Origin of the sequence: Algoriella xinjiangensis, assembly GCF_900115015.1 — a bacterium.
In the GTDB taxonomy this organism is placed as follows: domain Bacteria; phylum Bacteroidota; class Bacteroidia; order Flavobacteriales; family Weeksellaceae; genus Empedobacter; species Empedobacter xinjiangensis.
The window spans coordinates 95,080-121,054 of sequence record NZ_FOUZ01000004.1 but is presented as its reverse complement, the minus strand read 5'-3'; the positions used below and the strand labels follow the sequence as shown (position 1 = coordinate 121,054).

28 protein-coding genes are annotated in these 25,975 nt (G+C 32.3%); 15 read left to right on the top strand and 13 right to left on the bottom strand.

Features of this window, described 5'->3' with window-relative positions:
* Positions 1–51: 51 nt before the first annotated feature.
* Positions 52–504, top strand: a complete 453-nt coding sequence (locus tag BM072_RS04800; protein ID WP_245752056.1) for an NUDIX hydrolase — start codon at positions 52–54, stop codon at positions 502–504.
* 101 nt (positions 505–605) lie between these two features.
* Positions 606–1,133, top strand: a complete 528-nt coding sequence (locus BM072_RS04795; protein WP_092907095.1) for a DUF4136 domain-containing protein — start codon at positions 606–608, stop codon at positions 1,131–1,133.
* A gap of 53 nt (positions 1,134–1,186) precedes the next feature.
* Here BM072_RS04795 and BM072_RS04790 read toward each other — a convergent pair whose 3' ends face one another.
* From BM072_RS04790 to BM072_RS04780, 3 genes are all read right to left on the bottom strand, one after another.
* Positions 1,187–1,660: a GNAT family N-acetyltransferase gene (locus BM072_RS04790; protein WP_092907093.1), complete on the bottom strand. Its 474-nt coding sequence runs from the start codon at positions 1,658–1,660 to the stop codon at positions 1,187–1,189.
* 79 nt (positions 1,661–1,739) lie between these two features.
* On the bottom strand, positions 1,740–2,279 hold the full coding sequence (locus tag BM072_RS04785; protein ID WP_092907091.1) for a hypothetical protein: 540 nt from the start codon (positions 2,277–2,279) through the stop codon (positions 1,740–1,742).
* Between the two features lie 11 nt (positions 2,280–2,290).
* Entirely contained in the window at positions 2,291–3,055 is a 765-nt protein-coding gene (locus BM072_RS04780; protein WP_092907089.1) for an exodeoxyribonuclease III, read from the bottom strand.
* Positions 3,056–3,167: 112 nt separating this feature from the next.
* On the opposite strand from BM072_RS04780, the gene BM072_RS04775 reads away from it, so the two are divergent.
* Positions 3,168–3,926: a head GIN domain-containing protein gene (locus BM072_RS04775; protein WP_092907087.1), complete on the top strand. Its 759-nt coding sequence runs from the start codon at positions 3,168–3,170 to the stop codon at positions 3,924–3,926.
* Positions 3,927–4,001: 75 nt separating this feature from the next.
* Here the strand turns inward: BM072_RS04775 and BM072_RS04770 are convergent, their stop codons facing one another.
* Positions 4,002–5,408, bottom strand: coding sequence for an OmpP1/FadL family transporter (locus BM072_RS04770; RefSeq protein WP_143080474.1), 1,407 nt, complete (start codon positions 5,406–5,408; stop codon positions 4,002–4,004).
* An 18-nt stretch (positions 5,409–5,426) separates the two neighbouring features.
* Positions 5,427–6,695, bottom strand: a complete 1,269-nt coding sequence (locus tag BM072_RS04765; RefSeq protein WP_092907083.1) for a hypothetical protein — start codon at positions 6,693–6,695, stop codon at positions 5,427–5,429.
* A gap of 103 nt (positions 6,696–6,798) precedes the next feature.
* Between BM072_RS04765 and proS the strand changes: the two genes are divergently transcribed.
* The gene (gene proS / locus BM072_RS04760; protein ID WP_092907081.1) at positions 6,799–8,277 is read left to right on the top strand and encodes a proline--tRNA ligase; all 1,479 of its coding nucleotides are present in this window, start codon (positions 6,799–6,801) and stop codon (positions 8,275–8,277) included.
* A 31-nt stretch (positions 8,278–8,308) separates the two neighbouring features.
* Here proS and BM072_RS04755 read toward each other — a convergent pair whose 3' ends face one another.
* Positions 8,309–8,677, bottom strand: coding sequence for a hypothetical protein (locus BM072_RS04755; protein ID WP_092907079.1), 369 nt, complete (start codon positions 8,675–8,677; stop codon positions 8,309–8,311).
* Positions 8,678–8,891: 214 nt separating this feature from the next.
* Between BM072_RS04755 and BM072_RS04750 the strand changes: the two genes are divergently transcribed.
* Positions 8,892–11,393: a TonB-dependent receptor gene (locus tag BM072_RS04750; protein ID WP_092907077.1), complete on the top strand. Its 2,502-nt coding sequence runs from the start codon at positions 8,892–8,894 to the stop codon at positions 11,391–11,393.
* A gap of 76 nt (positions 11,394–11,469) precedes the next feature.
* Here the strand turns inward: BM072_RS04750 and mscL are convergent, their stop codons facing one another.
* The 5 genes from mscL to BM072_RS04725 all read right to left on the bottom strand — a co-directional run bounded on the left by mscL (position 11,470) and on the right by BM072_RS04725 (position 14,090).
* Positions 11,470–11,856, bottom strand: coding sequence for a large conductance mechanosensitive channel protein MscL (gene mscL / locus BM072_RS04745; protein WP_092907075.1), 387 nt, complete (start codon positions 11,854–11,856; stop codon positions 11,470–11,472).
* A 39-nt stretch (positions 11,857–11,895) separates the two neighbouring features.
* Positions 11,896–12,792, bottom strand: coding sequence for a prolipoprotein diacylglyceryl transferase (gene lgt, locus BM072_RS04740; protein ID WP_092907073.1), 897 nt, complete (start codon positions 12,790–12,792; stop codon positions 11,896–11,898).
* Positions 12,789–13,025 carry a membrane protein insertion efficiency factor YidD gene (yidD, locus tag BM072_RS04735; RefSeq protein ID WP_092907071.1) on the bottom strand — a complete coding sequence of 79 codons (237 nt, stop codon included), beginning with the start codon at positions 13,023–13,025 and terminating at the stop codon, positions 12,789–12,791. Before yidD ends, lgt begins: the two co-directional genes overlap by 4 nt.
* A 95-nt stretch (positions 13,026–13,120) precedes the next feature.
* On the bottom strand, positions 13,121–13,627 hold the full coding sequence (locus tag BM072_RS04730; RefSeq protein ID WP_092907069.1) for a thioredoxin family protein: 507 nt from the start codon (positions 13,625–13,627) through the stop codon (positions 13,121–13,123).
* A gap of 58 nt (positions 13,628–13,685) precedes the next feature.
* Entirely contained in the window at positions 13,686–14,090 is a 405-nt protein-coding gene (locus BM072_RS04725; RefSeq protein WP_092907067.1) for a hypothetical protein, read from the bottom strand.
* 114 nt (positions 14,091–14,204) lie between these two features.
* Here BM072_RS04725 and BM072_RS04720 point away from each other — a divergent pair, with 114 nt between their 5' ends.
* From BM072_RS04720 to BM072_RS04710, 3 genes are all read left to right on the top strand, one after another.
* The gene (locus tag BM072_RS04720) at positions 14,205–15,485 is read left to right on the top strand and encodes a replication-associated recombination protein A (RefSeq protein ID WP_092907065.1); all 1,281 of its coding nucleotides are present in this window, start codon (positions 14,205–14,207) and stop codon (positions 15,483–15,485) included.
* Between the two features lie 229 nt (positions 15,486–15,714).
* Positions 15,715–16,134 carry a type II 3-dehydroquinate dehydratase gene (locus BM072_RS04715; protein WP_092907303.1) on the top strand — a complete coding sequence of 140 codons (420 nt, stop codon included), beginning with the start codon at positions 15,715–15,717 and terminating at the stop codon, positions 16,132–16,134.
* 44 nt (positions 16,135–16,178) lie between these two features.
* A complete protein-coding gene (locus BM072_RS04710; protein WP_092907063.1) occupies positions 16,179–16,505 on the top strand; it encodes a hypothetical protein in 327 nt (108 codons plus the stop codon).
* 69 nt (positions 16,506–16,574) lie between these two features.
* Here the strand turns inward: BM072_RS04710 and yihA are convergent, their stop codons facing one another.
* The gene (gene yihA / locus BM072_RS04705; RefSeq protein ID WP_092907061.1) at positions 16,575–17,207 is read right to left on the bottom strand and encodes a ribosome biogenesis GTP-binding protein YihA/YsxC; all 633 of its coding nucleotides are present in this window, start codon (positions 17,205–17,207) and stop codon (positions 16,575–16,577) included.
* Positions 17,208–17,209: 2 nt separating this feature from the next.
* Positions 17,210–17,992, bottom strand: coding sequence for an alpha/beta fold hydrolase (locus tag BM072_RS04700; RefSeq protein WP_092907059.1), 783 nt, complete (start codon positions 17,990–17,992; stop codon positions 17,210–17,212).
* Between the two features lie 259 nt (positions 17,993–18,251).
* On the opposite strand from BM072_RS04700, the gene mraZ reads away from it, so the two are divergent.
* Genes mraZ through murD form a run of 7 tightly spaced genes read left to right on the top strand, consistent with a single transcriptional unit; the run spans position 18,252 to position 25,969 of the window.
* Entirely contained in the window at positions 18,252–18,713 is a 462-nt protein-coding gene (gene mraZ, locus BM072_RS04695) for a division/cell wall cluster transcriptional repressor MraZ (protein ID WP_092907057.1), read from the top strand.
* Complete coding sequence (gene rsmH / locus BM072_RS04690; RefSeq protein ID WP_092907055.1) at positions 18,706–19,611, top strand: 16S rRNA (cytosine(1402)-N(4))-methyltransferase RsmH; 906 nt, start codon at positions 18,706–18,708, stop codon at positions 19,609–19,611. The genes mraZ and rsmH overlap by 8 nt, the downstream gene beginning before the upstream one ends.
* Positions 19,612–19,971, top strand: a complete 360-nt coding sequence (locus tag BM072_RS04685) for an FtsL-like putative cell division protein (RefSeq protein WP_092907053.1) — start codon at positions 19,612–19,614, stop codon at positions 19,969–19,971.
* Positions 19,949–21,931, top strand: a complete 1,983-nt coding sequence (locus BM072_RS04680; protein ID WP_092907051.1) for a penicillin-binding protein — start codon at positions 19,949–19,951, stop codon at positions 21,929–21,931. The genes BM072_RS04685 and BM072_RS04680 overlap by 23 nt, the downstream gene beginning before the upstream one ends.
* Positions 21,928–23,391 carry a UDP-N-acetylmuramoyl-L-alanyl-D-glutamate--2,6-diaminopimelate ligase gene (locus tag BM072_RS04675; protein ID WP_092907049.1) on the top strand — a complete coding sequence of 488 codons (1,464 nt, stop codon included), beginning with the start codon at positions 21,928–21,930 and terminating at the stop codon, positions 23,389–23,391. Before BM072_RS04680 ends, BM072_RS04675 begins: the two co-directional genes overlap by 4 nt.
* 3 nt (positions 23,392–23,394) lie before the next feature.
* A complete protein-coding gene (mraY, locus tag BM072_RS04670) occupies positions 23,395–24,633 on the top strand; it encodes a phospho-N-acetylmuramoyl-pentapeptide-transferase (protein WP_092907047.1) in 1,239 nt (412 codons plus the stop codon).
* Between the two features lies 1 nt (position 24,634).
* Positions 24,635–25,969 (top strand): UDP-N-acetylmuramoyl-L-alanine--D-glutamate ligase, encoded by a 1,335-nt coding sequence (gene murD, locus BM072_RS04665; RefSeq protein ID WP_092907045.1) that lies wholly within the window; start codon positions 24,635–24,637, stop codon positions 25,967–25,969.
* Positions 25,970–25,975 lie beyond the last annotated feature (6 nt).

The following is a 25,975-nucleotide window of genomic DNA, read 5'->3' as shown; positions in this document are numbered from 1 at the left end:
AAATTTTGCCCGAATTGTGGTCATTCAATTTCCGAATTTAATTTCCGAAGAATGGCTTGTCCCAATTGCGATTTAGTTTATTACCAAAACGTAGCTGCGGCTGTTGCGGTAATTTTACGAAAAGATGATAAATTGTTGTTTACCGTTCGTAATAAGGAACCGCAAAAAGGAAAGTTAGATTTGGCTGGCGGTTTTACCGATCCAGATGAGTCGGCAGAAAGAACATGTCAGCGAGAAATAGAAGAGGAGTTAGGAATTACAATTCCTATAGAAAATTTTACTTATTTTTTATCTAAACCTAATAATTACGAATACAAAGGAATTCCATACAAAACGTGCGATTTAGCTTTTATTGCCGATTTTCCTGATGAAGAAATTGTGTTAGAAAAAGAAGAAATTGCCGCTGTAAAATGGATTGCTTTAAAAGATATAAAATTAGAAGAAATTGGTTTTGATTCGTTACGAAGTGTAGTAGATAATTATTTAAAATTGAATTTAAAATAGTTGTCATCTGTCATTTGGATTGATGAGGTTCTTCATTACATTCAGAACGAAAATTGTGGCGTATTGTTAAAGATTAATCATAAAAAATCATTGAAAATAAAATGAAAAAGATATTTTTATTAGGAGCTATTTTTGCAACAATAGTTTCGTGTAGTACAAGAAATGTTGCGGTAGATTATGATCGAGATTTTAATTTTGAACAAAATAAAACTTACTCATTTGTACAAGCAGATAATTTAGGATTAAACGATTTGGATAGTGCGAGATTGTTTAGTTCGATAGAAAAAGGAATGTTGTATCGTGGTTTTAAGCAATCAAATGAAGCTAATTTAACCGTACAAGTGAAGCCTGAAGAATATGTTTCGAAGCAACAAAACTCGAATGTAGGTATCGGAATGGGAACTGGCGGATATGGTTTTGGTGGAGGAGTTTCGGTTGGTATTCCGATTATGTCTCAAAAATTAAATCAAAATTATACAGTTTCTATGTTTAGTGATGGACGTTTGGTTTGGGAAGGAATTCTTAAAATACAAATGCCACTAAAAGCTTCGCCAGAAGTAAGGGCAGTAAATATACAAAAAGGAGTTTTGAAAATGTTGAAAGATTTTCCTCCTCAACCTAAGAAATAGGAAAGATATAAAGCATAAAAAAACGAGAATATTTGTTCTCGTTTTTTTATGTCTTATAATTTAAAAACCAATGCGTTTTCTTCGCTCGGTTTTAGTTTTGATTTTTGTAAAAGTTTTACTGTTTCTGGTTGATTCGCATTTGCTTTCGCGGCAAGTTTATCTAATTTCAACTCAACTTGTGCGTAATCTACAATTGCGTTTATCACTTCTGTTCCGTAACCTTTGTTCTGAAATTTACGTTTAAGACGAATGTTAACAACCGGACCAAATTTGGTTGCTCTTAAACCTCCCCAACCAACAAAACGACCACTTTTTTTCTCGTGAACACCCCATAAACCAAAACCAAATTCTTGGTAATGTTTTTCCATACTCTGAATAAAAAACTGGGCTTCTTCTTCAGTTTGATATGGTTTTTCGTTTACGATTTTCATTAATTCTTTATCCGAATTCATTTGAAATAATTCGTATGCATCAATTTCAAAAAATTCACGTAAAACTAAACTCTTTGTTTCACAAATAACTTTCATTAATATTTTTTACTTGCTACAAAGTTAGCTTGAATTGGAGAATAAAAAAAGTCTTATCAAAACAGATAAGACTTTTTAGTTATTTTTTTGTTCCAGTTGTTTTGGCTGGCGTTTTTACAGGTGTCGTAGGAGCTGGTGTACTTGTAGCAGCAGACACTTTTTGGTTAATTTCCATTGTTAAGATTTGTTTCTTAAGATTGAAAATTTCGTTGTCTTTTGCATCCAATTTTGCTTCAAAATCTTTTACTTTTTGCGTTAAATCAGCTACTTGTTTCTCTTTATCATTCATTTGAGTATAGAATAATTTAGATTTTTCACCAGAACTATTCAAAGCCGAATATAATTCTTGCATAGAAGAATCGTATTCTTTTTGAGAAGCTCTAATGATACGTTGCGCATTAACTAAAGCAGTATCTTTTATGTACAATTCTTTTTTTGTGCGTTCTAAATCTTTTTCAAGATTTTCGATTTTTAGATTTGCTAATGTTAAATCTTTCGACGTGTTTGATTGGTCGTCTAATGCTTTGTAATAGTTATTCTCTAACTCTTGAAATTGTTTTTGAGGAACACAACTTGTTAGTGCGAAAACTGTTAAACAACTAAGGATAATTTTCTTCATTTTTATAAAACTTAAACGTCTAATTCTACTAAAACAGGACAATGGTCCGAATGTTTTGCTTCTGGCAAAATAGCAACTCTTTTCATGTTATCACGCAAAGTATCGCTCACCATATTATAATCTATTCGCCAACCTTTGTTATTGTTGCGCGAATTTGCACGGTATGACCACCACGAATAGTTGTGTGGTTCTTTTACAAAGTAACGAAAAGAATCAATCATTCCGCATTCTTCCATAAAAGCTGTCATCCATTCTCTTTCTATTGGTAAAAAACCAGAAACTTTTGCGTTTCTTACCGGATCATGAATATCAATTGCTTCGTGACAAATATTATAATCGCCGCAGATAACTAAATTTGGATGCGAGATTTTAAGCTCTTTAATATAACTTTTAAAATCTTCGCAAAATTGTAATTTAAAATCTAAACGATCAATATTTGTTCCGCTTGGTAAATATAAACTGATAACAGAAACGTTGTCAAAATCTAATCGAAGAACGCGACCTTCAAAATCAATATAATCGATTCCTGTTCCGATTTGAACATGATTTGGCTTTATTTTAGAAAAAATGGCAACTCCACTGTAACCTTTTTTTTCTGCAGCATGCCAATAAATGTGGTAACCTAAATCTTCAAAAGGTTTTGTATCCACTTGCTCTTGCATCGCTTTAGTTTCCTGAATACAAAATACATCTGGTTGTGCGGCTTGCAACCAATCAACCAAACCTTTGGTCATCGCAGCGCGAATTCCGTTTACATTGTAACTGATGATTTTCATAGAAAGCGAAAATACTAAATATTTATGATGGATTGATTTAGAATTTTGAATAAAGTTAAATTTTTTATGTAACTTTTTTAAAACTTATACGTCTTATAATAAAATACACTAGATGAAATACATTTTAATTCCAATTTTTATATTCAGCTCGTTAGGATTTGCGAGTTGTTCGGTAGATTTAAATTCTAAATCTCCAGGTTCTAATTATTTAGATCGTGTAACGGCAAGCGAGAATACAATTACACAGAAAAGAACACTTTCGTCTTTTGAAGGAATTGATGTAAGCAGCGCAATTGCAGTTACTGTAAACGATGGCGATTATGATGGTGCAATTACGATAGAAGCGCCTGATAATATAATGGATAAAATTGTGACAGAAGTGAATAATGGTGTTTTAAAAATCTCGATAAAAGGAACTGTTAATCTAAATAATTCTCAAATTAAAGTTAATTTTCCTCACAAAAAATTGAGATCATTTTCTATTTCTGGTGCATCAAATGTAAAGGTAATTCCAACTTTAAAAGTTGATCAATTAGCAATTGATTTGTCTGGAGCAAGTAATTTGAAATTGGATGTAGTGTCTAATCAAATTGCGGTAGATAATTCTGGCGCATCAAGTATGAAGATTTCTGGGAATGTACAAGATTTAGCAATTTCGGTTTCTGGCGCATCATCTTTAATTGCAAAAGATTTGAAAGCTGCAAATGTTGTTGTTGATTGTTCTGGTGCAAGTTCTACAACTGTTTGGGCAATTGATAAATTAACAGCTGATAGTTCTGGTGCAAGTTCTGTAAAATATGTTGATGAAAGTGGTTTAGTTGTTAAAGTAGAAACATCTGGAATGTCATCTGTAAAGAAAATAAGTAAATAATAGATTAATTTTTAGTGCATAAAAAAAATCGGATGAAATTATTCATCCGATTTTTTTGTACTTATTTTTTACATTTTAGAATTGCCAACCTACAGTTAACAAGAATAAATTGTTATTTAATTTTACTTCTGGTGCATAAGTATTATTTAATGTCACAAAATAATTGTCTGAATCTACATAATCAGAACCACCAATTAATTGTTTGTATTTTTGTGTTTGATATTGGTAAGCAGCATCTACATAAAATCCTCCAAAATCATATCCTAAACCAAAACTTGCACGGTTTATATCGCCCATAAAAGTCTTTGTTAAACTTGTATTAGAGACAACGTTATTTTCGTTAGCAACATCTAAATTGATGTTTTCGTAAGGAGAAGCAACATAATTGTAACCAGCTCTTACTTTGAAACGATCAATACGATATTCTGCTCCAACTCTTGCTTCGCTTGAGTTTTTAACAAAATCATTGATGAAATTATTACTTGCTGCAAAATTAGTTGACGGTTTTAGTTTAGTTTCATTGTTCATGTGGTACGTATAATCTGCTCCAAGAGAAAGATTTTTACCAACTACAAAACCTAAACTACCTACAACACGTCCACCACGCGTCATGTCATAATCAGAAGAATACATGTAATAATTGTTTACTGTACCATTGTCATTAAAACTATTATTAGCTGAATAATAATCTTCGGCAACATTGTACCAAACTGGTGAATGATAAGCTGCACCTAAACGTACATTATGATTTACTTTGTAAATAGCTCCTAAAGAGAAAGAGAAACCTTGCCCAATTTCGCTGTAAGGAGAACCATCTAAATTGTAAGCATACATTTGATTGGTTTTGTCATTTCTTTCGCCATATTGCTCGTAAGCAGTATAGTTCGTTTCATGAAAATTTAATCCAGCACCAACATATAATTTATCATCATAAGTAGAACCAAAGTTTAATGAGAATTTAGATTTATAACCTTCGATGTCTTTTATATATCCACCAAAAGTCCATGTATCACCATTATCATTTCCAAATTTGATTCCTTCGTTTGTTCCAATAGACGAAAAATTATCTAATCGTTGATTGATGTATGCAACACCAACAGAAAAACGATTCCATTTAGAACCTTCATTGTTAAAAACAAATGTTCCTCCAAATTGTTGAAAGTCGAAATTACTGTCGTTTTCTTTTAAACTAGTTCCAAAAGTAGTTTTGTTACTAAATGTAGAAACACCAGCTGTAATTTGTACTTCAGAATTTATAGCGACACCTAAACCTGCAGGATTTTGCTCTACCGAATTTATATCACTACCTAATGCACCAACAGCACCACCAACACCAATATATTTTGCGTTACCGCTATTAATGTCTTGTGAATACAAGTTAATTGCATTTGTAGAGTATTGATTATAATCGTATCCTGTTCCTTGTTGTGCAAAAGCCATTGTGCCAACTAAGGCACAAAGGCTTACAATTATTTTTTTCATTTTTTAATCTAAATCAATTTATCTTCTTCCACCTCGAGATCCTCCGCCAGTGCTACCACCACGACTTCCTCCAACACTACCACTTCCCATACTGCTACCTCTACTTGGAGATGGAGTAGAATAAGTTGGTCTTGATGTTGAATTATTTCGTGTTTCGTTATTGTATCGTGTTGGTTGTTGCGTTTGCATTTCTCTCATTGGTCGAGTATTGTACTGTGACTGTGGTTGTCTTACTTCGCGATTAGGACGAGTGTTATTCATTTGTCCTTGCTCAACAGACGGTCTTACCGGACGAGTATTATTCATCTGACCTTCGCTAACTGATGGTCTAACTGGTCGTGTGTTATTCATTTGGCCTTCACTAACAGACGGTCTTACTGGACGAGTATTTGTATTCGTTTGTCCAACACTTGGTCTTACTTCGCGAATTGGACGAGTGTTATTCGTTTGTCCTTGTCCAACAGATGGTCTCATTTCACGATTAGGACGAGTATTATTTGATTGACCTAATGATGGTCTAGTCGAATTATTAATTCTATCAACTCTTCCGTTTAATCCTGAAATTGGTCGTGTAGAGTTAATACTATTGTTTAAACGTCCACCATATCTGTAACCAGGTTGAGAGTAAATACCTCTTGGTCTGTATCCGTAATTTCCGTAATAACCATTTCCGTACCAGCTATTCCAACCGTAATGAGGGTATCCCCATCCGCCGTACCAAGGATCATTCCATCCCCAATTCATAGAGAAACCGAAACCTCCACCGTACCAGCCAGAAGAATACCAAGGGTTGAATCCCCATCGCCATGGATTATAGAAACTACCCCATCCGTAATAACCACCATACCAAGGTGAGTTGTTCCAAATATTAATTTCTACACCATCATTTCTTCCCCAATCGTAAGTGCTATTTCCAGAATAATTTAGTTGATAATCATCATTATTGTAAAAATTATTCCAACCATTTGAATTAATTTTTACTTTAGTTGAAGAATTTGTTGTACTGTCTGTTTCATCTTGATAATAAAATTGTTCGGCACCATTTCCTTCAGCGTCAAAATAAGGACTTCCTATTTTGATTTCACTTGGATTATCTTGTTCACTTTGCTCATTACCATTTTGAGGTTGAGCTTCTTGGTATGTTTTATCTGTTTTTGGATTATAGTAAACACCATCACTCTCATAACCGCTAGGTTGATAAGTAGAACAAGACGAAATTCCTAAAACAACTCCTAAAGCAAGTGTTATTTTAGATAATTTATTAGAAATTTTATAAACTTTGTTCATAATTATAAATTTACGTCGTTTGTTATCTTTAAATTTGCATAAATTCAAAGGCAATTTTTATGCCAAGTAAAGATACAAAACTTATTAACAAATATAAAAGAATATGGCAAAATTAACAACTCGTACTGAGGATTATTCAAAGTGGTATAACGAGCTTGTTGTTAAGGCGAATTTAGCTGAAAACTCAGGTGTTAGAGGTTGTATGGTGATCAAACCTTATGGCTATGCTATTTGGGAAAAACTACAAGCAGAACTAGACAAAAAATTTAAAGAAACTGGTCATCAAAATGCTTATTTCCCCTTATTTGTTCCTAAAAGTTTATTTGAAGCTGAAGAAAAAAATGCGGAAGGATTTGCAAAAGAATGTGCAGTTGTTACTCATTATCGTTTAAAAAATGATCCGGACAATAAAGGAAAATTAATAGTTGATCCAGATGCAAAATTAGAAGAAGAATTAATTGTTCGTCCAACATCTGAAGCAATTATTTGGAGTACATATAAAAACTGGATTCAGTCTTACCGCGATTTACCAATCTTAATCAATCAATGGGCAAATGTTGTTCGTTGGGAAATGAGAACGCGTTTGTTTTTAAGAACAACAGAATTCTTGTGGCAAGAAGGGCATACAGCACACGAAACAAAAGAAGAAGCTGTAGCAGAAGCAAAACAAATGCAAGAAGTTTATACGGAAGTTGTTGAGAATTTTATGGCGATTCCGGTTGTAAAAGGATATAAAACACCGTCAGAACGTTTTGCTGGTGCAGATGATACTTATACAATTGAAGCATTGATGCAAGATGGAAAAGCGTTGCAAGCTGGTACATCTCACTTTTTAGGTCAAAACTTTGCAAAAGCTTTTGATGTTAAATTTGTAAATAAAGAAGGAAAACAAGAATATGTTTGGGCAACATCTTGGGGAGTTTCTACTCGTTTGATGGGTGCATTAATTATGACGCATTCAGATGATTTAGGATTAGTTTTACCTCCTAAAATCGCACCAATACAAGTTGTTGTTGTTCCTATTTACAAAACGGCAGAACAGTTAGAAGAAATTCGTCAAGTTGTTGGTAAATTTTCGTCAGAATTAAAAGCGAAAGGAATTACAATCAAATTTGATGATGATGAAAAATATAAACCAGGTTGGAAATTTGCTGAATACGAATTAAAAGGTATTCCTGTACGTATTGCAATTGGTCCAAAAGATTTAGAAAAAGGTCAAGTTGAGATTGCTCGTCGTGATACATTAGAAAAGCAATTTGTTGCTTTGGATGAGGTTTCTGATAAAGTAGAAACGTTGTTAGAAGAAATTCAAACTAATTTATACCAACGTGCATTTGATTATCGCAAAGATCACACAACAGAAATTACGACTTATGATGAGTTTAAAGATGTTTTAGAAAACAAAGGAGGATTTATTTCTGCTTTATGGGACGGAACTGAAGAAACAGAAGAAGCAATTAAAAACGAAACAAAAGGTACAATTCGTTGTATTCCTATGGCGTTCGAAATTCCTACAGAAGGCGTAGATTTCTACTCAGGAAAACCTGCAAAATTTAGAGTTTTATATGCAAAAGCATATTAAGCAGAATATAATATTATAAAAAAGGTGCGAATTAATTCGCACCTTTTTTTGTTGAATGTTTTTTGTTATGTAACTCTTTCAGTTTTGCTTTTTGCTCTGCTGTAAAAACAGTATTGATTTCATCAAACTCCTTTTTACGAACTTCTTTCATTTTACGTTTCAATTCAAGTTTTTCATCTTTATAACTATCCTCAATTTGTTTAATTTTGATAACTTGAGCATCACTCAAATTCAAATCTTTTTTTAATTCTTGAAGTTTTTGTTCTCTCGAAGCATCATTATTTCTGTCCTGTGCACTAACCGCAGTTAATGTAAAAGCAAACAATCCGATACATAAGTATTTATAAATTCCATTTTTCATATCAATCATTTTAATATTTTGTGTACACTCTTTTGACATAGATTTTATAAAAAGGTTTAATCTAAAAATGTTAAATTTTAGATTTCCTGATCACTTTTCCTTGACAATAAATGATAAGAGTTGTAACATCTGACAAAAAGTGACGACTTATATATTTAATATTAAATATTTTTTGAAATCGATTAAACCTTTTCCAAAAAGGATTGTCAAACTATTTAGTAAAATTTAAAACTACAAACGAAAAATTAAACAAATGAGGTTAAGAAATTTATTTGCTTTGATGTTTATCTGTGTTTGTGCAAGTATAAATGCGCAAGACCTTATAAAGATTAAAGGAAAAGTCTTATCGAGCGACAACAAGCCAGTTGAATACACAACAATTTCGCTTGAAAGTACGGAAGAAGGAGGTGTTGTGGAAGGCGCAACAGATGCAAAAGGAGATTTTGTGATTGAAGCAAAAGCGGGTCATTATATTTTAGTAATAGAGCCATTAGGATACGATTTAATCCAAAAAGATATCGATTTAACTTCTGCTATAGATTTAGGAACTTTTACAGTAAAAACAGAGCAAACTGTTTCTTTAGGAGCAGCTGTTGTAACGGCAGAAAAACCAATTTATAAAGTAGAATTGGATAAAAAAGTATACGATATGGCGAATGATCCAATGTCTCAGGGTCAGTCTTTGTCGGATGCTTTGGCAAATGTGCCGTCTGTACAAGTAGATGCAGAAGGTAATGTGTCGTTAAGAGGAAATGATAATGTAAAGTTTTTGATTGATGGAAAACCATCAGGAATGTTGGGCGTTTCGTCGGTTGCAGAAGCTTTAAAAAATATTCCTGCAGAAAGTGTAGAACGTATCGAGTTGGTTACAAATCCATCTGCGCGTTACGAAGCTTCTGGATCTGCGGGTATCATTAATATTGTTTTGAAAAAAGGATCAAATACAGGATTTAACGGTTCTGTAACTTTGAATGGAGGAATTCCTACAATGATTGGTGGAAATGTTAACCTTAATTATAAAACAAAAAAGTTTAACTTTTTTACTAGTTTAGGTTCTCGTTACGCTGATAGAGAAGGTGAAGGTTCTGCTTTTATGACAAGTTTTAATCAAGACACAAAAGCAATTACACAATACAGAGCAACAGATCGTACAAATGATCGTATCAGACGAAATTATAACATTCGTTTGGGAACAGAGTATTATTTAGATGATAAAAATACAATCGGATTATCGGCTGGTTACCGTTATAATAACGGAAATAACAATGCATTAGTAGATTATAATTATTATGATAATGCAATGTCTTTCTTACGTAATGAGTATAATATTCAAGACGAAAAAGAAATCGAAAATAATTTTGATTTAGATGTTAGTTATAAACATGAATTTGATAAAAAAGGTCATGAACTAGCATTTACAGGACGTTTTTCTACTCAAAAAGAAGATGAAGACGGAGATGTTTTTAACTATAAAAAAGCAGATGATTTTTCTACAAGAATAACAGATAATTTAGAAGATCAAAAAAATATAGTAATTACAGCTGATTACGTAAAACCAATAGGAGAAAAAGGAAAATTTGAATTAGGTGCTCGTGCAGATTTTAGCGATACCAAAACAAATAATAAAACCTTTAATTTAACAGATACGGGAGAGTTAGTACCAGACAATAATTTCTTTGCAAATGTAGATAACAAGCAAAATGTAATTGCAGCTTATACACAATATGGAAATGCAATTGGAGAAAAATTTCAATATTTTGCAGGTTTACGTTTAGAGACTTCTGATATGGAAATTAATAACTACACTACAAATAAAAAAATTTCTAAAAAATACACAGATTTATTTCCAACATTAACGTTAAACTATAAATTTACAGAGAAAAACGAATTACAATTAAGTTATTCTCGTCGCGTGCAACGTCCAATGGGATTCATGTTAATGCCATTTTTCTCTGCAACTGATGATAGAAATATTAGAAATGGAAATCCAGATTTAAATCCAACTTATACAAATTCGTTAGAGTTATCTTACATCACAACGATCGGAAAATTGATGGTGACGCCAAGTTTATTTTACCAAAAAACGACAGATGTTATCAACCAATTTCAACGTAAAAATTATAACGATAACGGAGAAGATGTGTTAATCTCAAAACCAATAAATGTTGGTGACGAAGATCGTTATGGTTTAGATTTAACGGCAACTTATCGTCCAGCAAAATGGTGGAATTTAATGTTTAACGTAAATTTATTTGGTTACAACAGATCAGGTTATTACGAGGAGACTAATGCATTTAAAGATCCTATTACTGGTGTTGAAGGAACAAAAGTAGATTCGCAAGATTTTTCTGGAGACGGATTTAGTTCTCGTGGTCGTTTATCATCAAATTTCACATTACCAGCAAATTTTAAAGTACAAGTTGCAGGTAATTATATGGGAAGCATGAAAACGGCTCAACAAAAAATAGAAGATAATTTATCAATGGATTTTTCTTTATCAAAAGATTTATTCAATAAAAGAGCAACAATCTCATTTAATATTCGTGATGTATTTGATAGTAGAAAACGTGAAATGACAACGTACGCTTTAGATTATACAAACTACGAAAGCATGCGTTGGATGACACGATCTTTTAATTTATCATTTACATACCGCTTTAAAGCGTCAAATGAAAAAGAACAACGTGGAAAACGTCCTGATGGAGGTGAAGATATGGGAGGAGGCGAAGAAATGGTAATGCCAGCAGCTTCTTAATACAGTTTAGAAAATCGATAAAATAAAAAAAGGTTAGCAGAATTCTGCTAACCTTTTTTAGTTGATAAAACTTTATTTATTGTTTCTCTTTTAATAAATCTCTAATTTGGATCAATAACTCTTCTTGAGTTGGTCCTGCAGGTGCAGCTTCTTCTGCTGGCGCATCTTTTTTCAATTTATTGATTCCTTTTATCATCATAAATAATGCAAAAGCAACTACAATAAAAGAAATAGCAGCAGCTAAAAAACTACCGTATTTTATTGCTGTTCCAGGAATAACTAACGCAGCTAAATTTTCTGCATTAATAGCTTTTAAAGCTGGATTTAATAATGCTGGTGTAATTAAATCTTCTACCAAAGAAGTTACAATTTTACCAAATGCACCACCAATAACAACCCCGACAGCTAAGTCGATTACATTACCTTTTACGGCAAATTCTTTAAATTCTTTTAAAAATCCCATAAGTCTAAATTTATTTCAATGTCTATATAATAATTTATTTTAGTTTGATTGTGTTGTGTCTAATCTGTTTTTTGAAGAAATAAATAAGTAGATTCCGATTAACATAAAAGGAATACTTAAAACTTGTCCGTTGTTTAATCCAATATTTAATGCTTGTGCAACTGCTTCTTCTCCTTGGTTTTCTTTGTAAAACTCTACAATGAAACGTATTAAAAATAAGAAAAATAAGAATATTCCCAACAAAGCTCCCAAATATTTTCTCTTATCTGTTTTGTTGTAAGCATATATCATGACAAATCCTAAGATAATATAACCAATTGCTTCATAAATTTGAGCCGGATGACGTGGTACAACTTCTCCGTAACCACTACTTTGTTGATGAAATTTAACTGCCCAAGAAACTGCTGTTTCTTTACCAACAATTTCCGAATTATAAAAATTACCAATACGCACAGCAGCGCCTCCAAAAGGAACAACAACAGCAATACGATCTAATAACCAAAGTACATTTCGTTTCAAATATTTACGACTAAATAAATAAGAAGAAATAATAACACCAAGTGCTGCACCATGACTTGCTAATCCACTAAAACCGACAAATTCGTAATCTTGTAACAAACCAAAAAAAGCAGATTCACCTACCGCATGTTGCACGGGTAAAAAAACTTCAATCGGTCTTTCTATAAATGCAGAAGGATCATAAAAAAGATATTCTCCTAATCTTGCACCTGCAATGGCACCAACAAATGTGTAAAGAAATAAAGGGTCTAATAATTCTTTCTTTTGATGTTCTTTTTTAAATATGTTCGACATCAAATACCACCCAATTATAAAGGCAACTATCCAACATAAACTATAAATATGTACTTTAAATCCACCTAATTCAAATAAATAAGGTTTTGGATCCCAATCGATATACGCAATTAAATTTATCATTCTTTTTTGTTTTTAGGAACTGGGTCATAACCATGTCCGCCCCACGGATGGCAACGCCCAATTCGTTTTGTTCCAAGCCATAAACCTTTCAGTAAACCATGTTCTTTTAACGCTTCAATCATATACGACGAGCAAGTTGGTTGATACCTACAATTGCTTCCCATCCACGGAGAAATGGCAAGTTGATAAAAACGAACCAAAAGAATAAATGGTGTTACCAAAAATTTGTTCATTGGGCAAAGTTAATCAATCAACGAAATAAAAAAAGAATCAACTCTAAAGTTTTATCCGCTTTTGGAGTTGATTCTGTTGATTTTAGATATAAAAATTATTTTTTAATGTAAGATGCAGGATCTAAAGCTTTGTAAGACCAATTTTGTAAAAACTCTAACACAACTTTTGGATCATGTCCTTTTACTTCTTTACTCTCTAAATAACCCGAATTTTGTGTGTGAATTAAATTTCCTTTTCCATCTAAAATTACAAAAACAGGAAACCCAAAACGTTCTGGATGATTTAGCGCTGCCAAAGTTTCTTCGTTTTTATTTTTAGGAGAATAATTTACATGCACAACTTCGTAATTATTCGCAATATAATCTTTTACTTCTTGGTTTTCTTTTGTCAATTTATCAAACATAATGCACCACGCGCACCAATTTCCACCAATCTGTAATAAAACATGTTTTTTTTCTGTAGAGGCTTTTTGCACTGCATTTGCAATGTCTACTTTCGGATTAGCTTCTTCGTTATAAATTTTTGGTTTTTCGGTTTGTTGACCAAAAGCAAAACTTAATGATAAAACCATTAAGCTTAAAAAAAGTGATAATTTCTTCATTTTCGATTCTAAATATTGAATCGAAAATACAATAAAAAATTATGCCGAAATCAGTTTTCTACAAATTAATTAACCGATAACACGAATTTAATTTTTCTTGAACCGAATTAATTTCGGTTTTCTTTTCATAACATTTTGAATTGTTGATTACATTGATAGAAAATTTTGATTCAAATTCTAATCGATCCAATTCAATTTCATAAAAATTAATTTGATGATGAATTTGATTAAAATAATAATTCACCAATTCCGAATACATTGATTTATATTCTTTATTAAGTTGTATAAATTCTACAAATTCTTGTACTTCTATCAAAAACAAAATCATCTGTTTATTAATTTCAGATTGTTTGTCTTTCAATTCAATCTTTTTTAAATAATCTGTTGACAAAGTAATTTTATCACCTAAAAGTTGGTGTTTTCTTGTCAAAATCAATGCACATTCTAACGCTTTCTTCATCATCTTAATTTTTTATCTATCACAAAGTAAAGTCATTAAAAAGACAAAATATGTCGTTGAAAATTAAGTAGAGATTTATTTAAACTTTACCTAAATTTGAAGTCTAAATAGGATTTTATGAATGCGCCTTTAGCTGAAAGAATGCGTCCAAAAACGCTCGAAGATTACATTAATCAAAAACATTTGATAGGACCAAATGGACCAATTAAAATGATGTTGCAGCATGATATGATTGCTTCGATGATTTTTTGGGGTCCTCCAGGTACGGGAAAAACTACACTTGCACAATTAATTTCTGAGTTAACAGATCGTCCTTTTTATACTTTAAGCGCCATAAATTCTGGTGTAAAAGAAGTGCGAGAAGTAATTGATAAAGCAAAGAATCAGAATTTATTTTCGGGAACTAAAAATCCTATTTTATTTATAGATGAAATTCATCGTTTCAATAAATCGCAACAAGATAGTTTGTTGGGCGCGGTAGAAACTGGCTTGGTTACGTTGATTGGTGCTACAACAGAAAATCCAAGCTTCGAGGTTGTTCCTGCCTTGCTTTCGCGTGCGCAAGTTTATGTGTTAAAACATCTAGAAAAAGAAGATTTAGTAGATTTAATCCATCGAGCTATAAAAAAAGATGCAATTTTATCACAACAAAACATTGAGGTTGTCGAAACGAATGCATTGTTGAGATATTCTGGCGGTGATGCGCGTAAATTATTGAATGGTTTAGAATTGGTGATTAATAGTTTTGCTCCGACAGAAAAAATTACCATTAATGATAAAATTGTACACGAGCGTATTCAACAAAATTTAGCGCGTTATGATAAAACGGGCGAACAACATTACGATATTATTTCGGCATTTATAAAATCTATTCGTGGTTCCGATCCTAATGGAGCGGTTTATTGGTTGGCACGAATGATTGAAGGCGGCGAAGATTTAAAATTTATTGCGCGTAGATTGTTAATTTCTGCTTCAGAAGATGTGGGAAATGCAAATCCAACTGCAATGATTTTAGCGAATAATACTTTTCAGGCGGTTTCGGTTATCGGTTATCCAGAATCTCGAATTTTACTTAGCCAATGTGCGGTTTATTTGGCAAATTCGCCCAAAAGTAATGCAACTTATATGGCGATAAATACGGCTCAACAAGTTGTAAAACAAACGGGAGATTTGCCTGTGCCATTGCATTTACGAAATGCACCAACTAAATTGATGAAAGATTTAGATTATGGAAAAGAGTATAAATATTCGCACGATTTTCCAGGTAATTTTGCTGAACAAGAATTTTTACCAGATGAAATTGCTGGAACAGCTTTTTACGAGCCAGGAAATAATAAAAGAGAACAAGTAGATAAGCAGTCTTTAAACCAAAAATGGAAAGGGAAGTATGGCTATTAAATACAAAATTCCAATTATAATAGATAATTGGAATTTTTGTTTAGGTTGGTTAATAGGTTTAGGTAAGATTATTTAGTTTAGGTTGATATTTTATTGATATTGGTTGGTTATATTAGTAAATACAATATGCGTGCCAAAAGTTAAAAATTTTAATATAAAATGAAAATAATTAGAAAAATTTTAGTTATTTCTTGTTAAAAACAGTCGTAACTTGTTAAAAAATAAGCAAATGAAGCAAATACAAATAATAAACGGACCTAACTTAAATTTGTTAGGAGTTAGAGAACCAGAGATATACGGAAATCAAACTTTTGAAGACTTTTTTATAGAATTAAAACATCAGTTTCCAGAAGTTTCATTGCATTATTATCAGTCAAATCACGAAGGCGATATTATTGATAAATTGCACGAAGTTGGTTTTCGATATGATGGTATAGTTTTAAACTCAGCTGCTTACACGCATTATTCTTATGCAATTGCAGATGCGATAAAAGCGATAAAAACACCAGTTATAGAAGTTCATATTTCGGATATTTATGCACGCGAAGATTTCAGAAAAATTAGTATTACAGGAGAAAGTTGTCTTCAAATTATTTCGGGAAAAGGTTTACCTGGATATGTAGAAGCAATTGATAAATTTGTAAAATAAGCTTATTTTAAGTAACTTAATCATCTAAACTAAATTTAATAGCTATGAAAAAGATTTTATTTGGATGTATAATAAGTTTAACGGTTTTTAGTTGTAATAAAAAGCCAGATAAAGACGATGCAGAGTTGCGTGCACAAGTTATGGCTTCGTGCGAATCGACAGCTTTAAGCCCTGAAATGTCAGAAGAAAAAGAAATATTAGTAAAAGAATATTGCAGTTGTTCTACAGACAAAATGTTGGGCGAATTTACCTATGCAGAAATGATGATGATGAATAATCCGACGAAAGAATTAGAGGATAGATTGAAAAAAATGATTGATCCTTGTTTGAAAGATTTAGAAGCTAAATCAGCAGAATTAGAGAAAAAATAAGTTATAATAAAGTGTAAATAAAAAATCAATAAAATAAAAAAAGTCGAAACTATGTTTCGACTTTTTTTATTAATATTCTTTCTTGAATTGTTCTTTTTTAAACTCGTCTACCAACGTAACGTTTAAGCTATCAATGTAACCTATAATTTCTAGTTTACCAATTTTGCTTGTCGCAGAACTTGTAAATATTTTAGGTAATTCTTCCCATTTCTTTAAAAGTTCAACTTTATAATGGTTCAGATTTTTCTGCATTTGCGTACTTGTTAATTTATCAAGTTTTGTAAATACAATCGAAAATGGAATTTGTTTATTTCCTAACCATTCCATAAACTGCAAATCTATGGCTTGCGGCGTATGGCGAGAATCGATTAATAAAAATACGTTCACCAAATTTTTTCTGAATTCAATATAATCATAAATCATTCGGTTAAATCCTCCACGAACACCTTTTGGTGCTTTTGCAAAACCGTAACCAGGTAAATCGGCTAAATACCAAATATCATCCATCTCAAAAGTATTAATCAATTGAGTTTTTCCTGGTGTAGAAGATGTTTTTGCTAACGATTTACGTTCTGTTATCATGTTAATTAATGATGATTTCCCAACATTAGATCTTCCGATAAACGCATATTCTGGTTTGAACGGATCTGGACAATCCGTATATTTTTGTGAACTTTTTACAAATTCAGCTTTCTTAATCATAATTATGCTTTTGTTGTTGCATTAAATTGTTTTTCAACTAACCATTTAAATAAAATTTCGTTGAATAATTCTGGATGCTCCATCATAGGTGCATGTCCACACTTGTCAATCCAATACAAAGTTGCATCTGGCAATTCTTGCTCAAATTCTATAGCAACTTCTGGTGGAGTAACACTATCTTGTTTTCCCCAAATCAAACAAACTGGTATTTTGATATCAATCAAATCACCTTTCATGTTAGATTTTATGGCGTCACGCGCAATATATAAAGTTTTGATGGCTTTATTTCTGTCATTAACAGTGTTAAAAACATCATCAACAATTTCTTTTGTAGCAATAGCAGGATCGTAAAAAACTTCGCGCGTTTTACGTTCTACATATTCATAATTACCACGTTTTGGGTAAGTTTCGCCAAATGATTTTTCGTATAATCCCGAGCTTCCCGTTAAGCACAACGCTTTTACGAATTCTGGATGATGGCAAGCAACCATAAGACCAATATGACCTCCTAAAGAATTACCGACTAAAATAGCTGGCTCTTTTACAATTTCTTCTACAAATTTTGCAACATGTTTGGCTATATTCTTAATGTTTGTACTAATAACAGGTAATGAATATATTGGCAATTCTGGCGCATAAACTTTGTAGCCTCTTTCTGCAAAATAATTGGTAAGAGAGCTGAAATTACTAAGTTCACCCATTAACCCATGGAGCAAAACAATTGGTTGTCCTTCCCCTTCTTCGATATAAGAGAACTTATCTTTCTTTTTTAAGCTAAAAAACATTAAGTCGATATTAAGTCGACAAATTTAATTAATTATTAGTTTTTATTACTGCTTTATACGAAAAACTTTAAAACTCAATTATAAAACAGTGTAACAAGGTCTATATAAAATTTTAAAAGCGGGCGAATGCTACTGTTTTAACAATAAATAGGTTAACTCATTGATACTAAAAATAAAATTGTTAATAAATATTTAAATAAAAGTGGTAAAAAATGGTATTTAGTGGTAATATTTTATTTATTTTTGAAAAAATTCTATCGTGAATTCACTAATTGGTACATACGAGTGTAAGGTCGATACAAAGGGAAGACTCCCAATACCAGTCGGTTTAAAGAAACAATTGACTGATTATTTGGAAGATGGCTTTGTGTTGAAACGCTCTGTGTTTCAGAATTGTTTAGAACTACATCCTATGAAAGAATGGGAAAAAGTGATGAATGATCTGAATAAATTGAACCGATTTGTGAAAAAGAACAACGATTTTATTCGAATTTTTACCGCAGGGTTAAAAATTGTTGAAGTTGATACGAATGGAAGGCTTCAAATTTCAAAAGATTTAGTGAAATTTGCACAAATTAATAAAGATGTAGTTTTGAATTCTTCTGTTAACATGATTGAAATCTGGGATAAAGACTTGTATGAAAATGCAATAAACGTAGAGGATTTAGATTTTGCATCATTAGCGGAAGATGTAATGGGAAATTTTAACGAAAATGAGTGAATATCATAATCCTGTATTATTAAATGATAGTGTCGATGCATTAATAATTGATGCATCGGGTATATATGTAGATTGTACGTTCGGGGGTGGAGGACACTCTCGTGAAATATTAACACGTTTGGATCAAAACGGAAAATTATTTTCTTTTGATCAAGATGTTGATGCGCTTCGTAATAAAATTGACGATCCGCGTTTTGAGTTAGTCGAACAAAATTTTAGATTTCTTAAAAATAATCTAAGAATTAGAGGAATCAAACAAGTAGATGGTGTTTTAGGTGATTTGGGAGTTTCTTCTCATCAATTTGATACGCCCGAAAGAGGTTTTTCTACTCGTTTTGATGGCGAACTTGATATGCGAATGAATCAAAATGCGAAACTATCTGCAAAAACAATTATAAACGAATACGAAGAAACAGATTTAGCTCGAATTTTTTATGATTATGGCGAATTATCTGGTTCATATCGTTTAGCGAAAGAAGTTGTAAAAGCAAGAACAGAAAAACAAATTGAAACAATTGATGAGTTAAAACAAATTTTCTCATTCATTCCAAAAATGAAAGAAAATAAGTTTTTCGCTCAAATGTTTCAAGCATTACGAATAGAAGTAAATGACGAAATGGCTGCCTTAAAAGATATGTTAATGCAGTGTACAGATGTTATAAAACCAGGCGGACGCTTAGTTATTATTTCATATCATTCTTTAGAAGATCGTTTAACAAAACGATTTATGAAAAACGGAATGTTTGAAGGAGAACCAGAACGCGACGTTTACGGAAATTGGTCAGCACCATTCAAACCTTTACAATCAAAGGTAATTGTGCCGACAAAAGAAGAAATTAATGAAAATCCAAGAGCTCGTAGTGCGAAAATGCGCATTGCAGTAAGAAACGAAGAGTAAATGGCGAAAAAGAAGAAAATATTACCAGAGAAAAAAACTTTTTCAGGATTGTTAAGAGGTGAGTTTTTAATAAAAACAGGCTCGGAGCAAAACTGGAAATTTATGTTGTATTTGGTAGGATTGGCTTTTTTGAGTATTACAAGTTCGCATTGGGTAGATCGCAAAGTAGTTCGCATAGCAGAATTACAAGACAAAGTAGAAGATTTAAAATCTCAGTACACAGACAAGCATCGCGATTTGATGCGTATGCAACTAGAAACAGAAATCTTAGAACGTACAGCAGTGTATGGTTTAAAGATTCCAGATAAACAACCTTATTATATTGTAGACAAGGTTTATGACAGCGTCAACGAAAAATAAAAACAACATGGTCATCAAAGGATGGGTAATAGCCGGCGCTTTAGCGATATGGGCCATCTTTGTTATTGTTTTTATGTTTCGTATAAATATAGTAGAAGGAGTTGAATTAGAGCGTTTTGCAGAGAAAAATAACTTTAGGTTAGATACTGTTGCTGCAGAACGAGGAAATTTATATGCGTCTAATGGAGCCTTAATGGCAACAACGGTAACAAAGCATAATATTTTTGTTGATTTATCTGTTGTAAAAGACGAATTATTCAATACAGAAATGCACAATCTTGCCGATTCTTTAGGTAAGATGTTTACAAAATCACCAGCATATTTTTACGAGAAATTTTCGAAAGAACGTAAAAAGAAAAACCGCTACATGATGTTGGTGAAAGATTTGAATTATGAGGAGTATCAACGAATCAAAAAATTCCCAATTTTTAATAAAGGTCAAAACAAAGGTGGATTTATCCATGAAACTGAATCAAAACGAGAATTAATCGTTCAAGATATCGGTATTCGTACAATTGGATATGATGATCAACGCGGAAAAGTAGGTTTAGAAGGAGCATATTCTGACTTATTAAGCGGTGTAGAAGGTCGTCGTTGGGAACAATTTATGGGTAGAGGAAAATGGAAACCAATGAAAAGTTGGGAACAAGAACCTCAAGCTGGATCTTCTGTTTACACAACCATTGATGCTGATTTGCAAATGGTGGCTTACGATGCTTTATACAAACAACTTTCTCAATTCGAAGCGCAACATGGTAGTGTTGTTGTGATGGAAGTACAGACGGGAAAAATAAGAGCAATTGTTAATCTATCTCGTAAAAAAGATGGTACATATATAGACGATTATAATTATGCTGTAGGTGAAGCTGCAGAACCAGGATCAACATTCAAAACGGTGTCTTTATTAGCTGCGATGGATGATGGTTATATCAATAAAAATTCTACAGTAGAAACGGGTAATGGTAGCTATAAATTTTATGGTCGTACAATTACAGATACACATGGTTATGGAAGAATAACTGTGGATGGTGTAATCAAAAAATCATCAAATATTGGTACAGCTAAAATTATCAATCAATATTATGGTGCTAATCCAAGCTCATTTTTTGAGAAATTGGATAAATGGCACATGACAAAACCATTGGATGTAGATATTTTAGGAGAAGGTCGTCCAATTATGCATCGTCCTGATAGCAAAGCGTGGAGTAATATTACACTTCCGGTTATGGGATATGGATATGGATTGCAATTAACACCAATTCAGATTGTGACATTTTATAATGCAGTGGCAAATAATGGTAAAATGCTGAAACCATTGTTTATGGATAAAATCACGAAAAAAGGCGAAGCAGACAAAATATTTCAACCAGTTGTTTTAGTCGATCAATTAACATCTTTAGACAATATCAAACAAATGCAAGAAATGCTTCGTGGAGCGGTAGAACAAGGAACGGGACGTATTATTAGCAATAGTAATTATGATATTGCAGGTAAAACAGGTACAGCTCGTGTTGATTATTGGAAAAAAGATGGAAAAGGAATGCAATATCGTGCGTCTTTTGCAGGATATTTTCCAGCAGAAAAACCTAAATATTCATGTATAGTTGTGGTACATAAACCAAATACAGCAAAAGGATTTTATGGAGGTAGCGTAACAGCGCCTGTGTTTAAAAAAATTGCCGATTGGGTATATTCAAAAACACCTATACCTTTGCCAAAAGATTTAGTAAAAAGAAATACAGTAGCCGAATTTAAAAAAGGCGATAAAATAAATGTAGGTAAATCTAAAAATACAATTCCTAATGTTACTGGACACGTTGGTTCTGATGTAATTCCAGTGTTAGAGAATTTAGGTTTAGATGTACAATACACAGGTTTTGGAAAAGTGATAAGCCAATCCATTCCTGCAGGAACAAGATTTAAGAAAGGTGAAACGATTTATTTAATGTTGGAAGGATGAGAAATTTAGTTGACTTATTATATAAAGTTTCCATCTTAGAAACCATTGGCACTACAAAAGTAGACGTTAATGAGATTCAGTTCGATTCGAGAAAGGTAGGAAACAATGACGTTTTTGTAGCAGCAGAAGGTGTAACAGTAGACGGTCATCAGTATATAGATAAAGCAATCAGTTTAGGAGCGAAGGTTATCGTTTGCGAAAATTTACCTACTAATTTAGTAGAAGGCATTACTTATGTTAAAGTAGAAAACTCTACAATAGCATTGGGTATTATTGCATCCAATTATTACGGTAATCCAACAAAAGATTTAAAATTAGTTGGCGTTACAGGAACAAATGGAAAAACAACCACAACAACTTTATTATACGAGTTGTTTACAAACTTAGGATATGCGTGTGCTTTAGTCTCTACGATTAAAATTGTGATAGATGGCGAAGTTATTCCATCAACACACACAACACCAGATATTTTAACGTTAAACAAAATGTTTCGCGAAGCTGTAAATCGCGGATGCGAATATGCTTTTATGGAAGTTTCTTCGCATGGTATTCATCAAAATCGAATTGCTGGTTTGCATTTCGAAATTGCTGGTTTTACAAATATCACGCATGATCATTTAGATTATCACGAAACATTTGCAAATTATTTATCAGCAAAGAAAAAATTCTTTGACGATTTACCAAAAACATCAATCGCAATTTCTAATGCAGATGATAAAAATGGTAAAGTAATCCTTCAGAACACAGTTGCAACAAAAAAAATGTATGCACTAAGAACGGATGCTGATTTTAAAGGAAAAATTATTGAAAATCAATTTGATGGAATGCAACTAGAATTTAATGGAAAAGAATTCTGGACTTCATTAATCGGAAAATTCAATGCATATAATTTATTGTTAGTTTTCGGAGTAGCAACAATTTTAGGACAAGACGAAATCGAAGTGCTAAAAGGATTAAGTACTTTAGGAAACGTAGATGGACGTTTTCAGACATTTCAAACTCAAAAAGGCATTGTTATAATTGTAGATTATGCACATACGCCAGATGCGTTGGATAATGTTTTGAATACGATTGAAGCGATTCGTACAAAAAATGAAAAATTAATTACAGTTGTAGGTTGTGGTGGCGATCGCGATAAAACAAAACGTCCAGAAATGGCGGATATCGCAAGCGAAAAATCACAAGTTGCTATTTTTACATCAGATAATCCAAGAACCGAAGATGCAGAAGAAATTCTTCGCGAGATGGAAGTTGGCGTAAAAGCGCAATTTTATAATCGTACATTAAAAATAACTGATCGTAAAGAAGCGATAAAAACCGCTCTTAAAATGGCCGAACCAAAAGATATTATTTTAATCGCAGGTAAAGGCCACGAAACGTATCAGGAAATTAACGGAGTGAGAACACATTTTTCTGATGTAGAAGTTGCATCAGAATTAAGTAAACTATTGGACAAATAGAGTATGTTATACTATTTATTTGATTATTTAGAAGGTATCCATTTTCCAGGAGCGAGAATGTTTCAGTACACATCTTTTCGCGCAGGAATGGCAATTTTATTGGCAATGTTCATCAGCTTATTTTACGGAAAACGAATTATCAGTTATCTACGTAAAGAGCAAATGGGCGAAATTGTTCGTGATTTAGGATTAAAAGGACAAATAGAAAAAGCAGGAACGCCAACCATGGGTGGTTTAATTATCATCATGGCAACGTTAATTCCGACAATTCTATTTGCACGTTTAGACAATATTTATATCATCATTCTTTTGGTCTCAATGATTTGGTTGGGCGTAATTGGATTTTTGGATGATTATATCAAAGTTTTTAGAAAAAATAAAGACGGATTAAAAGGTAAATTTAAAATTCTAGGACAAGTTGGTCTTGGAGTTGTAGTTGGATTAATGCTTTACTTTAGTCCATCGGTTACCGTAAAACACCAAGAAAATAAAGTAAAATCAACTGCAAATACGGAGTTGACAGAATATAGACCAATTAAATTTGGAGCCGAAGAAAAAACGTTAGAAACAACAATGCCTTTTGTAAAAGGAAATGAGTTTAGCTATTCGGATATTTTATTTTGGATGGATGCACAAGATCGTCCAGTTTGGGCAGTAGCATCAATTTTCATCTTTGCCGTAATTTTTATCATTACAGCAGTTTCTAACGGAGCCAATTTAACAGATGGTATTGATGGTTTAGCAGCAGGTAGTTCCGCAGTAATTATGGCGGCTATTGCAGTGTTTGTCTTTGTATCTGGAAACCTAATGTTTGCCGATTATTTAAATATCATGTTTATTCCTCGTTCCGAAGAAGTTTTGATTTTTTGTGGTGCATTTTTAGGAGGATTAATAGGTTTTATTTGGTACAATACCTATCCAGCCCAAGTATTTATGGGAGATACAGGAAGTTTAACAATTGGAGGTGTAATTGCAGTTTTAGCAATTATAGTGCGTAAAGAATTATTACTACCAATTTTATGTGGAATTTTCTTTGCAGAAAGTTTATCGGTTATGCTTCAGGTATCTTATTTTAAATACACGAAGAAAAAATTTGGCGAAGGACGAAGAATCTTTTTGATGTCGCCATTGCATCACCATTATCAAAAATTGGGTTATCACGAAAGTAAAATTGTGGTAAGAGCAATTATCATCGGAATCATATTAGCGGTAATCAGTATCATTACCTTAAAGATTAGATAAAATGAAAAGATTAGTCATTTTAGGAGGAGGAGAAAGCGGCGTAGGAACTGCGATTCTTGCTAAAAAGGAAAATTTTGATGTTTTCCTTTCAGATAGAGGATTAATAAAAGAAAAATATAAACAACTTTTAGAAGAGCACGGGATTGCTTACGAAGAAGGTCAGCATACAGAAGATTTAATCTTGAATGCGGATGAAGTAATGAAAAGTCCAGGTATTCCGAAAAAAGCAGAGCTAATTCAGAAATTAGAAGAAAAAGGTGTTTCAATTCTTTCTGAGATTGAATTTGCGTCTCGTTACACAGACGCGAAGATAATTGCGATAACAGGATCTAATGGTAAAACAACAACATCAAGTTTGATGTACCATATCCTAAAGCAAGCTGGATTAAATGTAGAATTAGGCGGTAACATAGGCAAAAGTTTTGCGAAATCTGTAGCAGAAAATAACTTCGATTATTATGTATTAGAAGTAAGTAGTTTTCAGTTAGACGATATCAAAACAACGTTTAAACCCTTTGTTGCAATTTTGTTAAACATTACACCAGATCATTTAGACCAATACAATTATCAGTTTGATTTGTATGCACAGTCTAAATTCAGAATTACAATGAACCAAGATGAGAACGATTATTTTATTTACAATCTAGACGATCCAAAAACAATGGAGATGATTGATCAAATAACAATACGTTCAATTCGCAAACCGTTCACTATGATGGATGCAGCTCAAGACGCATACGCCAACAACGAATTGTTCAGAGTTAATGAAACAAATGGTGATTTTTCGATGAATGTTAACGAGTTAGGATTAATTGGTAAACACAATGTCTCTAATTCTTTAGCAGCTGCCGTTGCAGCAAAAATTATTAATATTCATAACGAAGATTTAAAAAGAAGTTTATCTGATTTTAAATCTGTAGAACATCGTTTAGAGCCAGTTTTAACAATTGGAGGAATAGATTTTATTAACGATTCTAAAGCAACCAATGTTAATGCAACATATTTTGCCTTAGAAAGTATGACAAAATCTGTTGTTTGGATAGTTGGAGGAACAGATAAAGGAAACGATTACAACGAAGTTTTACCTTTTGTAAAAAAGAAAGTAAAAGCAATTGTATGTTTAGGTGTTGATAACCAAAAAATCGTTGATTTTTTTAGCCCATACATCGATACAATTGTCGAAACAAATACAATGAAAGATTGTGTAGAACAAGCTTACAAATTAGCAAGCAAAGGAGAAACAGTATTATTATCACCAGCTTGTGCAAGTTTCGATTTATTTAAAGGATACGAAGATCGCGGTGATCAATTTAAAGAAAACGTAAGAAAATTATAATAACTA